This window comes from bacterium (assembly GCA_019695305.1).
In the GTDB taxonomy this organism is placed as follows: domain Bacteria; phylum UBA10199; class UBA10199; order UBA10199; family JAIBAG01; genus JAIBAG01.
This window is the reverse complement of the sequence record JAIBAG010000012.1, coordinates 47,346-62,217: the sequence shown is the minus strand read 5'-3', so window position 1 is coordinate 62,217 and position 14,872 is coordinate 47,346. Positions and strand designations below refer to the sequence as shown.

Sequence of the window (14,872 nt, the reverse complement as noted above, 5' to 3'; positions counted from 1 at the left end):
CTGTTAGTAATGGAGGTTTTATGTTTGAATTTGAAGAAGACTTGGCAACAGCTGCAAAAATTAAAGTGATGGGTGTTGGTGGCGGCGGTGGCAATGCCATTAAAACCATGATTAGGGCCAAGCTTGAAGGCGTAGAGTTTGTGGTGGCCAATACCGATATTCAGGCGCTTAAAACCAACGAGGCCATGGTAAAAATCCAGCTTGGAACCGAGCTAACGCGCGGTTTGGGTGCTGGGTCTAACCCCGAAGTAGGTAAAAATGCGGCCTTGGAAGATGTTCAAACCATCCGCGAAACATTAAGTGGTGCCGACATGGTGTTTATTACCGCAGGTATGGGTGGCGGTACGGGTACGGGTGCGGCTCCGGTTATTGCTAAAATTGCCAAAGAAGCGGGTGCTTTAACTGTGGGTGTAGTGACCAAGCCCTTTGTGTTTGAAGGTAAAAAGCGTCTTAAGCAAGCCGAACAAGGGATTGAAGATTTACGCCGTGAAGTGGATACGCTCATTATTATTCCCAACGAACGTTTATTGGGAGTGGCAGGCAAAGATACTCCTATTTTAGATACCTTTAAAAAAGCTGATGATGTGTTGCTGCAAGCTGTAAAAGGTATTTCCGATTTAATTACCATTCCGGGTCTTATTAATTTGGATTTTGCCGATGTAAAAACCATTATGAAAGAAACGGGTATGGCTCTTATGGGAACCGGTGTTGCTACCGGTGAAACGCGTGCCTTAGAAGCTGCCCGCATGGCCATTTCATCGCCTCTTTTAGAAAATGTGGCTATTTCGGGAGCTACCGGTATTTTACTAAATATTACCGGTTCTTCCACCATGACATTATTTGAGGTAAACGAGGCCTGTAAACTTATTCAGGAAGAAGCTCACGAAGATGCCAATATTATTTTTGGTGCCGTTATTGACGACCGCATGAAAGATGAAATGCGCGTAACGGTTATTGCCACGGGTTTTAATAAGGAAATTGAAAAGAAAGTGTTGCCGTTTAAAAGCGACGATAAACCTTCTCCTTTTACCATTAAAAGTTGGGAAAAAGCCAAGCAGGCTACAAAGCCCGAAATTGAAGCAACACCTATTGTGGCTTCTATCCCCCAGCCCGAGGAGGATGATTTATTTTCTATTCCCGCTGCTATTCCGGCTACAGAGCCGGCTCCGTTATCTAATCGCGATGTATCCACCAACCGTTTTGTGCGCCGTGAAGCGCCGGTTGTGGAGCGTGAGCGCCCTAGTTTTGCGTCGTCTACGCCATCACCATGGGCCGAAAGAGCGCAACGTGTTACTCAAAACCCTTTTGCAAAAACTGCTCAAACAACGTCTTCTTCCTTTCAGCATATTCAACAAAAATCAAACTCCCCCGAACCTATGCTAGCCGAACATACATCTGGCGGGGGCGAAGAGATGGACATTAACAACATCATCCGTGGTAGAAACGAAAACGACCTCAAGAAAATTGCAGTGGAGTTGGGGATGAATAACATAGATGATGAGTATGATGTTCCGGCCTTTATTAGGCGCCGTGCAGATTAGGGCATCATCAATGATGCCCCTACAGGCATCCGGATTTGAATGATGTGTAGGGGCTCCATTTATGGAGCCCTCTTTCTTTATAAAATATGCCTCGTAAAACGAAAAAAACAGAAACTACCCAAGAGCCCTCCTTATTACGCCGCGAGTTATCGGCCATTTTCTTTTTGGCTATTGGAGTTTTTATTTATTTAAGCCTTTTGTCGTATCATCCGCTCGACCCTTCATTTTTTTCGGTTACCTCTAAAATGCCCATCCACAACTGGTGTGGTATTGTGGGTTCTTATCTATCTGATGCGCTCATCTTTTTATTTGGTGGCGGCTCGTATTTTTTAGGAGGTATATTTTTTATTATTGCTCTTTCCTACTTTATGGGTGTGCGCCAAAAAATGAGCCGTTACGATTTGCCCGTATATGTTGTTTTTACTATTTTTGTGTCTATTTTGTTTCAGCTTGCCGCCGAAAAATTAATTTACAGTGCGGTAGAAGTAGAAGCGGGAGGCCTGTTGGGCAGTGTTTTGGGACATGTGGGGCTTGCTTATTTAGGACGTACCGGAAGCTATTTACTTGTAATTGCGGGTTCTGTTTTTACCTTTATTTGGGCCACCCGTTTATCGCTGCGTGATATTTCATCAAAAACCTCGCAAGGTTTGGGTGCTTTTTTGACTTGGCTTGGAAGTCAGGTGACGGTGCATTGGGCTCGTTTTAAAAAGAGACTTGATACGCCTCGCGAAATAAAGCTTGCGCCTAAAGCCGAACCTGTCTTGTCGGCTCCAGTTATAGCGCGCGATATAAATGATGATGATGAAGAAGAAGTTTCTGAAATGCGTCGTGTTCCCATAGAGCCAGGTCTTCGGGAAAAATTACAACGACTGTCGCAATCGGGTCCGGTGATTAGTGCAAAAAAAGAAAAAAAGAAGGCGCCGGCAGCTCCTCAATTGGAGTTTCAAAACCTGGGAGAAGGCTACAAATTGCCCCCGCTTAATTTGCTGGATGCCGAAACCGATAAAACCATTCATGTTGATGAAGAAAGTTTAAAAATGAATGCGCGGCTCTTGGAAAAGAAACTGGAAGATTTTGAAATTCACGGAAAAGTAACCGAAATTCATCCGGGTCCGGTGATCACCATGTATGAGTTTCAACCGGCGCCTGGTATTAAGCTGTCGCGTATTTCGGGTATGGTGGATGATTTGTCGCTGGCTATGGAAGGCCGCTCGGTGCGTATTGTAGCGCCTTTGCCCAATAAGGCGGCGGTGGGTATTGAAATTCCTAATAACGAACGGGAAACCGTTTGGCTTAAAGATGTTATTGCCGACGATCGTTTTCAAAAAAATGAATCTAAACTGATTTTTGCTTTGGGTAAAGATGCCGAGGGTATTCCGTATTGTTCCGATTTGGCCAAAATGCCGCACCTTCTTGTTGCTGGTGCTACAGGTGCCGGTAAATCGGTGTCGATCAACTCCATGATTATTTCTATCCTTTATAAAGCACGCCCCGAAGAAGTGCGGCTGATCATGGTGGATCCCAAAATGTTGGAATTGTCCATCTATGAAGATATTCCACATCTTCTTTTGCCCGTGGTAACGTCTCCCAAAAAAGCGGCTTTAGCACTGCAATGGGCTGTGCGCGAAATGGAACGCCGTTATAAATTATTGGCCGATATCAATGCGCGCAATATCACCAATTACAATGCCAAAATTGAAAGCAAACAATTCACCTCACGCTCGGCCGAGAAAAAAGGACAAGTAACAGGCGGTGATGAAATTGAAGCTTTAGATCACAGCGAAAAACTGCCTTATATCGTAATCATCATCGACGAATTAGCCGATCTCATGATGGTATCGTCCAACGAAGTAGAAGCCACCATTATGCGTTTGGCACAAATGGCACGTGCAGCGGGCATTCACCTTATTTTAGCCACTCAGCGCCCGTCGGTGGACGTTATTACAGGTGTAATCAAAGCCAATTTCCCGGCGCGTATTTCATTTAAAGTTTCGTCCAAACACGACAGCCGTACTATTTTAGATACAGTCGGTTCCGAACGTTTATTGGGTAACGGTGATATGCTTTTTGTTCCTCCCGGCACTTCCAAAATGATGCGTGTGCATGGTGCGTTTATTTCGGAAAGTGAAGTGGGTCGTGTGGTGGAATTTTTAAAGAAGCAGGCCAAACCTGTTTACAACGAATCTATCTTGCAACCGGTTGAAGGCAGCGAAGGTGGAGAAGGTGGCGCCGGAGGGCAGGAAGAAGAAGCCGATGAATTATATGATCAGGCGGTTGCGATTGTTGCCGAAAGTAAACAAGCTTCAATTTCCTTTGTGCAACGCCGTTTACGTGTTGGTTACAACCGCGCTGCCCGCATGATAGAACGCATGGAAATGGAAGGCATTGTAACCCCCGCCACTGCCACTGGCCACCGTCAGGTGCTGGTGAGCTCGTTTAGCAATCAGTAAACCCGTTAGAGTATCACGCTTTGCCGTCTTATATTTTAAGGAAAAAAAGGCAAAGAAGGTAACTTGGATTTTACCTTATCAGTAACCATATCTTTAGGATTTGAAATTCCCGCCGGGATAAAGCCGTTTGTAAGTCCATTTAAAACATCAGCCGGAATTTGAGAAGGAATAGAAGGAATTTGTCCTAATAACACATCGGTAGCCATGCCAGCGGCCACATTAATAATTTCATCGGGAAAGTCGGGATTTGTGACTCGTATATTACCTTCTAAACAATAAACTTTTGTACTGCCTTTTCTGACCTCCATCACTAACTGAGTGCCGCGAATACCGATAACTGCCGTAGGTGTATAAAACTCGGTTGTTGTTCCGGCCCCCTTAAACATTTTTTGGATATTTGCTTTTACTTTTCCGTATCCAATCTCAATTCTTGATTGACGTGTACCATTTGAAACTAAAAACTCACTGATATAAATTTTTGATTTTTCCTTCATGCTTAAAATGGAAGAATCATTCAGGTTAATTTGTGCCGTACTTTTACTAGAGGTTGTTACCGTATCGTTTAAATGTACGGTGTCACCTATGTTTATTTGGCTTTGGCTGCCTTCGTCTCCGCTTAAACTTACCGTTCCGGTTAATGATCCAATTTCACCAACAGGAGTGCCAGCATAAACGGGGCTTGCCCATATAATAAAAATGATTATAGCAATATAAAGAATCTGTTTCATAAAAATCTCCTAGAAAAATTATCTCTCAAAAAAACTTTTATGTTCTTCGATGCCTAGTTCCACAATGGTGGACACCAGTTCATCATACGAATAACCAGCTTTAGCGGCGGCCTGTGAGAAATCTTCGTCGGATCCAATGTGCGGGTTGGGGTTGGCTTCAATAAAATAGAGACGATTCCTTTTATCTAATCTAAAATCTAAACGCGCATAACCCGAAAGATAGAGAAGGCGATAAATAGCGGTAGCTGTTTCCTTAATTTTCTTTTCTAAAGCTTTGGGCATTTTTGCCGCAAAATCATTTCTAATCCCTTTTTGCAGACGATACTCTTTATTCCATTTGGCTTTAAAACTGGCGAATTCGCGTTCGGGATGGAGTGATTTTTCAAATACCATTTCACGTATTGGGAGTACGTCGGGTTTTTTATTGCCCAAAATGCTCACATATAATTCTCTTCCTTCAATAAATTCCTCCGCCATGGCATCACGTGCCATGTTCTGGTGGATAAACGCCACTCTCTTTTTAAGCTGGGCTGCATTATGAACAAGAGAATTTTCGGTAATGCCATAAGACGCTTCCTCGCGTAGTGGTTTTACAAAAAGAGGGAAATTCATTTTTTTACTCAGTGTTATTTTGTCTTTACGGGGGAAAATTTGAAATTGTGGTGTTAAAATTCCTTCGTAACCTAAAACTTTTTTAGCGACTCCTTTATTTTTACACAAGAAAAGAGCAGAAGGGCCAGGGCCCGTATAGGGAATTTGCAGCATTTCAAAAAGCCCTACCAGGTGACGATCGAAGGTGGATTCAAATAAAAATTGTTCAGCTAAATTGAAAATGCAGTCGGGATTGGCAGATTTAATGCGAGAGACCATCTCGTCAAAATCATCGCAAATGCCTAAAAGTGATACTGTATGCCCATTTCTTTTAAGCGACTGAATCACATCCCTTTCGGCAGACCAATCGGGATCGTGCTGAAGTTCTTTTTCAAAAGTATAACCCGCCGGATAATTTTCGGGCGCATCGAAAATAACGAGTATGTTTTGAGGCATGTCTTATTTTTATCATTTTGGGGGGATAAGGGGAAGTGGATAGTGAATGGTTGATGGTGGATAGTAAAGAAAAGAGTAGGCTTTTTCTTGCCATCCACTATTCACTATCCACCATCAACATCTACGTTCTTCTCTCCAATCTCGCCAACACCGCATAGGCACAGGGCACTACAAAAAGGGTAAGGCCGGTTGATAAAATCATCCCGCCAATAATAACCAGTGAAAGCGGTACCCGTACTTCGGAGCCAGGTCCTAAGCCCAAAGCGGTGGGAATGGCCGAGGCGATGATAGTGATAGAAGTCATCAAAATAGGACGTAAACGCTGGGGCGAGGCTTTCACGATAGCATCTTTTAACGAAAGACCTTCCGTACGGCGTTGGCTGATAAAATCAACCAGCATGATTGAATTCTTTTTAGCAATACCCATCAGCAAGATGAGACCAATGAATGAATAAATATTGATCGATTTCCCAAAAATAAAAAGCGCCATAAAGGCACCGGAGAACGCAAAGGGGAGGGCTAGCAATACCGTTAATGGATGCACATAATTGTTATATTGCGACGCTAACACCATGTAAGCCACAATAAGCCCCAGTATTAAAGCAAAACCCAGGCTGCCAAACGATTCGGCAAAAGTTTGTGCCGATCCGCTAAATACCAGACGATAATCGGACGGAACAATTTTTTTAGCCAAAGCTTCCACTTTTTTAATGGCCGTTTGTTGTGAGGATTTATCGCCAATGTTACTGTAAATACTAATGGCACGTTCACGTTCCTGACGGGTGATGCTTTGCAGGGTTTTAACTTCTTCGGTAGTTACCACATCGGCTAAACTTACTAACTCACCCCGGTTATTACGCACGAACAGATTTTTAATGTCGGCAGCTTGCTGGCGGTAAGGGGTATCCAGTCGTGTCATAATATCATTACGACGGCCTCCTTCGGTAAATTTGCCTTCGCGGTATGATCCCATGGTGGCTTCTAAAACTTTTCCTATGGCTTCCATTGATACGCCACGTTTACCGGCTTCAATGCGGTTGGGAATAACGCGTATTTCGGGTTGGCCAAATTTATAATCGGTATCCACATCTTTAAAATCGGGGTCAGCTTTCATGGCGTCCATCAACTCTTTGGAAATCTCCGAAAGCTTTTGCCAGTTGGGGCCACGTACCGAAAATTCAATAGGGAAACCGCGTTTGGCTGTAAGCCCACGCGTAGAAAGATCTTGCATTACTGTAAATAAACCCGGCACAGCTTTAAATTTTTCACGCAGCTTATTCATGAATTCGGCTTGTGATAAATCGCGATCATGAATGGATTTCATGGTGATAAACATCATGCCGCGTGTCACTTCGCCACCACCAAAGCCGCCTACGGCTACAAAGTAACGAAGTACTTCGGGTTGCTCGGCTACAATTTTTTCAAGCTCGGCCATTTTACCGCTGGTAAAGTTAATGGATGAACCCATAGGCGTTTGAGCAATAACTAAAAACATGCTCTGATCTTGCGATGGAACAAATTCTTTTTTAATAAAAGGCAACAGTGCCATGGAACCAATAAAAATAAGAGTTGCCGAGATTAGTACTTTCTTTTTGTTATTCAGTGCTTTTTCTAAAAGATCCGAATATTTTTGGGATAAATCTGTAAAGGTTTTATCCATGAACACCATCAAACGATTGGGATTATGGTTGATGAATTTTAGACGGGCACTGCGTGATGGAGTGAGTGTTAAGGCTTCAATAAGAGACAAGATGACACAACCACAAAGCACAATACCGAATTGTAAAAAGAATTTTCCCATTACCCCTTCCATAAAAATAACAGGAACGAAAATGGCTAAAATAGCCATGGTGGTAGCAAGGGTTGCCGGGGCAATTTCACGAGTGCCTTCCATAGCCGCAGGATATGGTTTTTTTCCCATTTCCTGATGCCTCACAATATTTTCCAGCACCATGATGGCATCATCCACCACAATACCGATGGCTAGTGTAAGTGCCAAGAAGGTGAAATTGTTAAACGTAAAACCAAAAAACTTAATAAACATGAACGAGCCAATAATAGACGTGGGGATGGCGATTAAAATATTGAGCGTGGTGTTAAACGATCCTAAAAAGACAAAGCAGACTATCCCCGTTAAGAGGGCCGCCATAATAAGTTCAAACTTCATTTCGCCGGCCGATTCGCGGATAAAATTGGTGGAATCAAAGTTAACCTGAATGAGCATGTCGGGTGGTAACGTTTTTTGAATTTCCGCCATGCGTTTTTTAATTTCATCGGCAACAGCTACAGCGTTAAAACCGCGTTGTTTTTTTATCCCCAAGCCAACGGCAATGCCGCCATTGGTACGGCTGATGCGGCGAATATCATCTAAGCCAGCTTCTACACGGGCAATGTCTCCCAGGCGTATGGGTTGGGTCATGGTATTGCCACCACGTTTATTAATGTAAATGTTTTGAAAGTCTTCTACGGTAACCGCTTCACCATAAAATCTAATTTCTGATTCGGTGGTTTCGGTTTCCATACGGCCAGCGGGAATTTCGCGGTGTTCGGTTTGAATGGCATCTAAAATATCATTTACGGTGAGTTCGTATTCCTTTAATTTTTCGGGAATAAGCCATACACGTACTACCGGGTTAATAAAACCGGAGAGAATAATTTCACCCACACCCGTTACTGTTTGAAAGCGGTCTTTTACCTGATTACGGGCTAGCGTCATTACATCACGCAAACTTCCTTCTTTTGTACTTGAAAGAGAAACCCACATAATGGGGTTATCTTCTGGATTTGTTTTTGTCACAATGGGCGGGTCCATGTCATCGGGCAGCCTTTTTTGCGCCTGGGCAATTTTGGTTTGCACGTCCTGCACAGCCTGATCGATATCGCGCGATAGTTCAAACTCGATGGTGATGTTCGCTTCTTCGTGTTTACAGCTGGTAGAAATGCTGCGGATGCCTTCCAGGGTCATCACCGATTCTTCCAGCACGTCGGCCACATCGGTTTCCATAATTTCGGGGGCAGCTCCCCGATAAGTAGCCTGCACGTCAACAACCGGGAAATCCACATCGGGCATTTCGGAAACGCCAATGCTGGTTAAGGATACAAGCCCAAATAGAATAAGGCCCACCACAATCATCCACGACATTACCGGTTTATTGATGGAAATTTCTGAAATTTTCATGGCAACACTCCCATGGCAAGAACCAGTTCAATTTTGGAGCGCAGGTAATTGACGAGCGTGTCTTTTTTATTGAGGTAGGTTTCAAAATAATTTTTTTCGGACGATAAAAAATCAACGGTACTAATTTGTCCCAAATTTAAATCCTGCTTTTTTAAGTCGTAGGCTTGTTTAGCCAAATTTCCGGCTGTGGCCATGGTATTTTTTTGTTTGATGCTCGATTTGTAGAGAGCCAGTTTTTGTTTGAGCGTGCTTTCGGATTGTTTGATTGTATTGGCCAGTATTAAATCTTGCTGCTTTTTTTGGGATTTAGCCTGTTTGATGGCCGCATAATTTTCTAAGTTAAAAACGGGCATTTCCATCCTAAAGGTTACATCCCAATCCACATTTTTGGATAGGCCGGTGCGGTACGCATAATAATTACCCTCTACATCGGCCTGTGGCAGTAAATATCCTTTTTTGGCTGTTACTGTTTTTTTAGCAGCCGCTACTTGTTGCTTTTGAGCCACAACTTCAGGAGTATTGTTAATATAGTTTAAAATTTCACTGTCGGATTGTGACAAAATAGGAAACACCATGTTTTCGGATGTAGGATCGGGATGGGGCGAAACGCCGTCTAAAAATGAGAGTACTTCGTAGCTTGTATCTTTAATTCCTTTATAGGTTTCAAGCTGGGCAGCAAGTAAAGCTGTTTGCGCCTTGTGGGCCACCACATCGCTCTCGCGCACTTTTCCAATTTTAAACCAGTTATCCATTTCAGCATCGGTAGCACGGGAAGTGGTGAGTAATTTTTGTGTGGCATCCACTGTGAGTTTGGCATCCAGGGCATTCAGATAGGCTTGGGCTACATCATTAAAGAGCAATAGTTTGGCCCGAGTGAGTTGTGCATCCTGGGCTTTGAGGGTGTACTTAGCCGCTTTTAAAGCGTGAAATTCGGAAAGACCATGAAACAAGGGTTGAGTAATTTTTAAATTGGCTTCGGGAGTTGAAAAGCGCACGATCTCGCTACCAAACGTACTATTTACATCGTTATCTTGCAGCTCTTCGCTGGCGTGAGCTGTTATATGAGGTAATACTTTGGCCGTTATCCCTGCAATTTGGGCCCTTGTTTCACGTATTTGTTCTTCTTTAAGAGGAACTGCCTCTTGATAAGTGAGTGATTTTTCAAATACTTGCTTTAAAGTAAGGGGGTTGGCCCAGGTGATGGGCGATACAAGCAAACACAGTAATGCAAGGGGCCATTTCATACTTATAGTAGTTTTCCCTATCATTGTTCGCTTGAATGAGGAACTAAAATCTTCTAAGGTGCCGCGCATGGCTAAAGAATTTAAATATTTGGTGTACGATATTGAATCAGTTGTTAATAAACCCTTACTTAATAAGGTGCTTTTTGCCGGGCAAAACCTCTCCGACGACGAAGCCTTAAAGCTGCATCAGGAAGAATTGTCAAAAGAAGGCCGAGATTTTGTGAATGCAGCTTATCACACGCCTGTGTGCATGGCGGCAGCGGCCATCCGTGAAGATTTTACCATTAAAAAAATTGGTCTTATTGGAGATATTACCCCACGTACACCACGCAGTATTGTTGAAGCGTTCTGGGAAACTTATAACAAAAGTCAGCCTATTTTGGTGGACTTCAACGGGCGTGGTTATGATGCGCGCTTGATGGAGCATTGGGCGTTTCAATTGGGAATTACAATTGGTCCGTTTTATTTTAAGAAGTTTGGTCCTCGTTACCGTTTTGCCGATGAGTATCAAATTGATTTGCAGGATTTTTTAACCAATAGCGGGGCTATTAAATATCGTGGTGGTTTAGATCTTTTCAGTAAAATTTTAGGCAAGCCCGGCAAGATGGAAACCAAGGGTCATATGGTGGAAGAACTGTTTAAAAACGGCGAGCAATTTAAAATTGATGATTATTGTTTGTCGGACGTGATGGACACTTATTTTGTTTTTTTACGCACACGGGTGATGACAGGTGAAATAAGCCTTGCACAAGAACAACAGTTGGTGGGTTTAGCGCGCAAGATGCTGGAAGAGAAACGTGATAAAGAAGGATATTTTAAATTGTACCTTGAGCATTTTGGAGAATGGCAGCCGTGAAGATTTTTATTTTGCGTCATGGAGAAGCCGAACCGGAATCAACGAGCGACGAAAAAAGGCAGTTAACAGCCGTAGGCCGTAAAAATACCGAGCGTGTGGGAACGTGGCTTTCTCAAAATTCTCAAATCACAAAAATATATGCTAGCCCCTTTGTGCGTACGCGGCAGACGGCTGATATTATTTCTAAAGAAATTTCTTACAAGGGCTCTATTACCTATCTTGATTCCTTAAAACATTTTGCTTCTCCCGGGCAAGTGTGGACCGATATTGTGGAAACCGAGGGCGAGATTTTACTGGTGTCACATATGCCTCTGGTGAGTCGTCTGGTGCAGCATTTAACAGGAGATGATCGCGTGGGGTTTTCTACTTCGGGGCTTTGTTGTGTGGAAGATGGGGCGCTTCTTTTTTATCGGGATGTGTAAAGCGTAACCCCCTCCCGTCCTCCCCCTTAATCTAAGGTGGAGGGGCTAAGAAAGTACCCTCCCTTAAGCTAAGGGAGGGACAGGGTGGGTTACTCTTAAATTTTTATTCTTATAAAAAATTGGACTGATTAGAAGCCAACATAAATTTCTTATAGTTTTTAAGAACTTTACCGGCATAAATATTGGGTACTTTGCCGGCTTTAATGGCTTTATTTAAATTGCCGGGGCCCATGTTGTAGGCGGTTAAAGCTTTGTGGGTGTCGTAGTTGTATTTGTTTAACAAATAAGAAAAATAATGAACGCCGGTTTTTAAATTATTTTTTTGATCCCATAAATCATCGGCATTTTTAACGCCGGTTTCATGACCCACCTGTTTAGTTAAAGCAGGCATGGTTTGCATTAAACCAATAGCACCCACCTGTGATTTAGCCTGGGGGTTAAACGAGCTTTCTACCTTAATAAGAGAGGTAATAAGTAAAGGGTCAATATTGTATTCTTTAGAGAGGGCCAAAACATCGCGCGAGAGGCCATAGGGGCTAACTTTAGCCTGACCTTTGGCTTCTTTAGCAATAACCTGAGCTAAATTAAGTACTTGGGTTTCTTCTTGCGATAAAGAGCGGTGCGAGGCTGCAAACATGCCCACACTCATTATTAAGGATACCAAGCCAATTTTAGTAACACGTCTCATAAGCCTTAATTATCGGTATCTAGGCCTAAAAGGTTGCTAAAAATGACGTATAAATATGGGGTTAAAAGTATAAGTTATTGATTTATATATATTTTAATTTTTATCGAAATGAAAAGTGTTGGGTTTTTTGACGCTTTTTAGAGCTCAATCTGGTCGGCACTCAGCGTATCCCAGCCCTGTCCCTGGTATAAGTTCTTAAATAAATCCCTAAAATCTTCAAAGAGCACCTGGCCATTGTTTAGGAGAGGGTTAGGAATGGCACAACCGGGTGTTACGGTGCCGGTATCGAGATTGATTTCATAACTCTCTTTTTCGGCCCAATTGGTTATATCGTCAACCACGCCACCACACAAAGTATTAGAGTTGCCTATAAAGTACAAACGGGAGGCGAGTATTTTTTGTGATGGATCGTCCAAATACCGGAAATAACTTTCTACCGTGCAATCGGATGAGCCTTGATTGCACTGCAGCTTTATCATTACAAAAACACGTTTACCATTAAACTGAGTATAGCCTTCACCTTCTACTTTGGTAATAAGTGGATCAGACACATCAAAAATAATTTGATATCCATAAAGCATATCGCGGTTGGGGACATCCATCATGGCACGCGGGTCTACAAAATAAAAAGCACCTCTTAATGGATAGGATTCGGCATTATCAAAAATATACTGGCTTGTGGTAAGGTTATCCGCTTTTTCAATTTTGGTAAGCTGGACAAAATCATTATTTTTAGGATCTATTTTAATACCCAAATTGGCATCTTGCGGAAATCCTGATTCTTCAGGCGTTACGGTGATAGTTTGAAGTTGGGTACTAATGGTAGTGATATTATGCTTTTCGAAAAGACTGTAATACATCTTGGCCTGGTCTTTAAAATTACCAAAAAAATTATTGATAAAATTTAAAGTGTACTTGATATTTTTTAAGTGTTTTTCTGTTTTGTCTACAGAATCGCTTTCTAAACTTTTAGAAAGTTTATCAACCATGGAGGTAAAATCAATTACCTCGCGCTTGGGTAAAAAACTTTCCATCATGGGAATTTCTTTGGGATTGCCAATAACCACGCCTGTTTCGGCTGTAATGCCTGTGTTATGAGAGCTGGAAGTAGCTTGGCTGCAACTTACTAGTATAAAGCTTATCAGAAAAAGGTATTGGCGCATATTAGTCCTTATTTTTTTCTTGCACATTGGTTAACGGGAACAATTGTACACTTAATTGGTATACTTCGTTGTGCGGCATTTTTTCGGTATTAATCCAGTCGTTGATTTCTTGGCAAAACGAAAAAATTTTTTCTTTAAGCTTGGGAATGAGTTTTGTGGGTACAGCTGTAGTTAAAGCCGCCATACCTCGTAAACTATGGTGCGTTAGGCTTAGTGATTTTTTAGCATCATTTAAAATATCCCCATGCAATTTTTTTACATCATTCGAATCAAGCTCGGGTGCGGTAGTTAAACTTTCTGAGGCTGGTATCAATTTTCCGTTATCATCCCGTTTTAAAAGCCCCAATCGTACCAAAGCCTGAAGAGTATTGTGTACTTCGGCCAAGTTGATATCCATAATTAAATGCTTTGCTATCCAGGAAGCGTCTTCATTAAAATTATTAAGGCAGGTCATTTGGTGAATAGCCACATAATGCATTTTGGTAAAAAAATTATACTGATCCTTTTTTATCTGTACGGCTGTTACCTTAGGTTTTAGCTCGGCCATGCGTTCGCGGTATTCGTTTTTCTGATCTTCATCGGTGGCATCAGTAAAAAACACCATGGCTTCAAAATATTTTTTTTGCTTAGGATTATGCTTTAAGGCTTTTGAAAAACTGGTAAGAGAGGCCGGTGTTAAACTGCGCTCGCCTTTCATCACCATGGTTAAATAACTGGGCGACCCAAGCCCTGCCATGCGCGCAAAATTACGCAGCGAGTATTTTGGATTCTCACTTTTTTGCACTTGATGAAAATCGCGAAGATAATGGCGGTAATCGGTGTACCCAAAAATATCCACATTGCCCAAAGACATAGGTGCTTATTTTAACATAGCTTTTGGAGAATTGAACAATACCTTTTTAAAAAGCCTTATTTTTATGTTTTTAAAATAGCTAATTATTCCATTATGTTAGCTTTTAATAGCCTCATTGGCACGCCTCTCTCGCTTCTCCATACGTGCTACTCAAGGCACAATTGTCCATGGCCTCTTGGGCTTTTTCACGGGTTGAATAGTGGCGGCCATAACCGATAGCAAGAGGGGCTCCGTTTTCATCATTAAATAGTACGGCATAATCATAGCCTTGGTTGACATCTTTAAACGTGGCTGTTTCATCCGATTCAACAGGGCTTTCATCATTTGTCATTTCCTGGGCATCCGACAAGTCTTGAGGGGTAAATTCGTAGTTGGTAGCACGGGAAGAATAATTAGAATTATCAGACGTGTAGTTGCGCGGGATTTTTTTCTTTTTAGACGTGTTTTTATCAGAATCAGTATCGCTTTTAGTATTATAATAATCTTCAAACAAAGAATTAAAGTAATCTGCAATCCAACACCGAGGATTGAAATTGTCTGGTTTTGTAAAATCTGTTTTTCCACCCGCATCTTTTGGTGGTTCAACTGCTATAAGGCTGGCATAAGCATGAGAACTTAACAGCATCCCTATTAAGAAACCGATTACATATAAAAAGTGTTGTCTTTCTGTTTTCATAATTTTTTCCTCATTTATTTTCCAAA

At 42.2% G+C, this 14,872-nt stretch carries 12 protein-coding genes; 4 read left to right on the top strand and 8 right to left on the bottom strand.

Annotated elements, in window-relative coordinates; genetic code table 11:
• Window positions 1–20: 20 nt before the first annotated feature.
• Together ftsZ and K1X76_07155 are read left to right on the top strand one after the other, a co-directional pair.
• The gene (gene ftsZ / locus K1X76_07160; protein ID MBX7148852.1) at window positions 21–1,541 is read left to right on the top strand and encodes a cell division protein FtsZ; all 1,521 of its coding nucleotides are present in this window, start codon (window positions 21–23) and stop codon (window positions 1,539–1,541) included.
• Window positions 1,542–1,627: 86 nt separating this feature from the next.
• Window positions 1,628–3,991 carry a DNA translocase FtsK 4TM domain-containing protein gene (locus K1X76_07155; GenBank protein ID MBX7148851.1) on the top strand — a complete coding sequence of 788 codons (2,364 nt, stop codon included), beginning with the start codon at window positions 1,628–1,630 and terminating at the stop codon, window positions 3,989–3,991.
• A 35-nt stretch (window positions 3,992–4,026) separates the two neighbouring features.
• On the opposite strand, the gene K1X76_07150 is transcribed toward K1X76_07155, so the two are convergent.
• The 4 genes from K1X76_07150 to K1X76_07135 all read right to left on the bottom strand — a co-directional run bounded on the left by K1X76_07150 (window position 4,027) and on the right by K1X76_07135 (window position 10,188).
• Window positions 4,027–4,719 carry a FecR family protein gene (locus K1X76_07150; protein MBX7148850.1) on the bottom strand — a complete coding sequence of 231 codons (693 nt, stop codon included), beginning with the start codon at window positions 4,717–4,719 and terminating at the stop codon, window positions 4,027–4,029.
• A gap of 18 nt (window positions 4,720–4,737) precedes the next feature.
• Window positions 4,738–5,766 carry an ATP-grasp domain-containing protein gene (locus K1X76_07145; GenBank protein MBX7148849.1) on the bottom strand — a complete coding sequence of 343 codons (1,029 nt, stop codon included), beginning with the start codon at window positions 5,764–5,766 and terminating at the stop codon, window positions 4,738–4,740.
• A gap of 121 nt (window positions 5,767–5,887) precedes the next feature.
• Window positions 5,888–8,944, bottom strand: coding sequence for an efflux RND transporter permease subunit (locus K1X76_07140; protein ID MBX7148848.1), 3,057 nt, complete (start codon window positions 8,942–8,944; stop codon window positions 5,888–5,890).
• Complete coding sequence (locus K1X76_07135; GenBank protein MBX7148847.1) at window positions 8,941–10,188, bottom strand: TolC family protein; 1,248 nt, start codon at window positions 10,186–10,188, stop codon at window positions 8,941–8,943. The genes K1X76_07140 and K1X76_07135 overlap by 4 nt, the downstream gene beginning before the upstream one ends.
• A gap of 67 nt (window positions 10,189–10,255) precedes the next feature.
• Here K1X76_07135 and K1X76_07130 point away from each other — a divergent pair, with 67 nt between their 5' ends.
• Window positions 10,256–11,044 carry a 3'-5' exonuclease gene (locus K1X76_07130; GenBank protein MBX7148846.1) on the top strand — a complete coding sequence of 263 codons (789 nt, stop codon included), beginning with the start codon at window positions 10,256–10,258 and terminating at the stop codon, window positions 11,042–11,044.
• Window positions 11,032–11,466: a phosphohistidine phosphatase SixA gene (gene sixA, locus K1X76_07125; protein ID MBX7148845.1), complete on the top strand. Its 435-nt coding sequence runs from the start codon at window positions 11,032–11,034 to the stop codon at window positions 11,464–11,466. The genes K1X76_07130 and sixA overlap by 13 nt, the downstream gene beginning before the upstream one ends.
• Before the next feature lie 109 nt (window positions 11,467–11,575).
• On the opposite strand, the gene K1X76_07120 is transcribed toward sixA, so the two are convergent.
• The 4 genes from K1X76_07120 to K1X76_07105 form a co-directional block, all read right to left on the bottom strand.
• Entirely contained in the window at window positions 11,576–12,154 is a 579-nt protein-coding gene (locus tag K1X76_07120; GenBank protein ID MBX7148844.1) for a lytic transglycosylase domain-containing protein, read from the bottom strand.
• 137 nt (window positions 12,155–12,291) lie between these two features.
• Entirely contained in the window at window positions 12,292–13,317 is a 1,026-nt protein-coding gene (locus K1X76_07115; GenBank protein MBX7148843.1) for a hypothetical protein, read from the bottom strand.
• A gap of 1 nt (window position 13,318) precedes the next feature.
• The gene (locus K1X76_07110; GenBank protein MBX7148842.1) at window positions 13,319–14,170 is read right to left on the bottom strand and encodes a TIGR02147 family protein; all 852 of its coding nucleotides are present in this window, start codon (window positions 14,168–14,170) and stop codon (window positions 13,319–13,321) included.
• A gap of 112 nt (window positions 14,171–14,282) precedes the next feature.
• Complete coding sequence (locus K1X76_07105; GenBank protein MBX7148841.1) at window positions 14,283–14,846, bottom strand: hypothetical protein; 564 nt, start codon at window positions 14,844–14,846, stop codon at window positions 14,283–14,285.
• Between the last annotated feature and the right edge of the window lie 26 nt (window positions 14,847–14,872).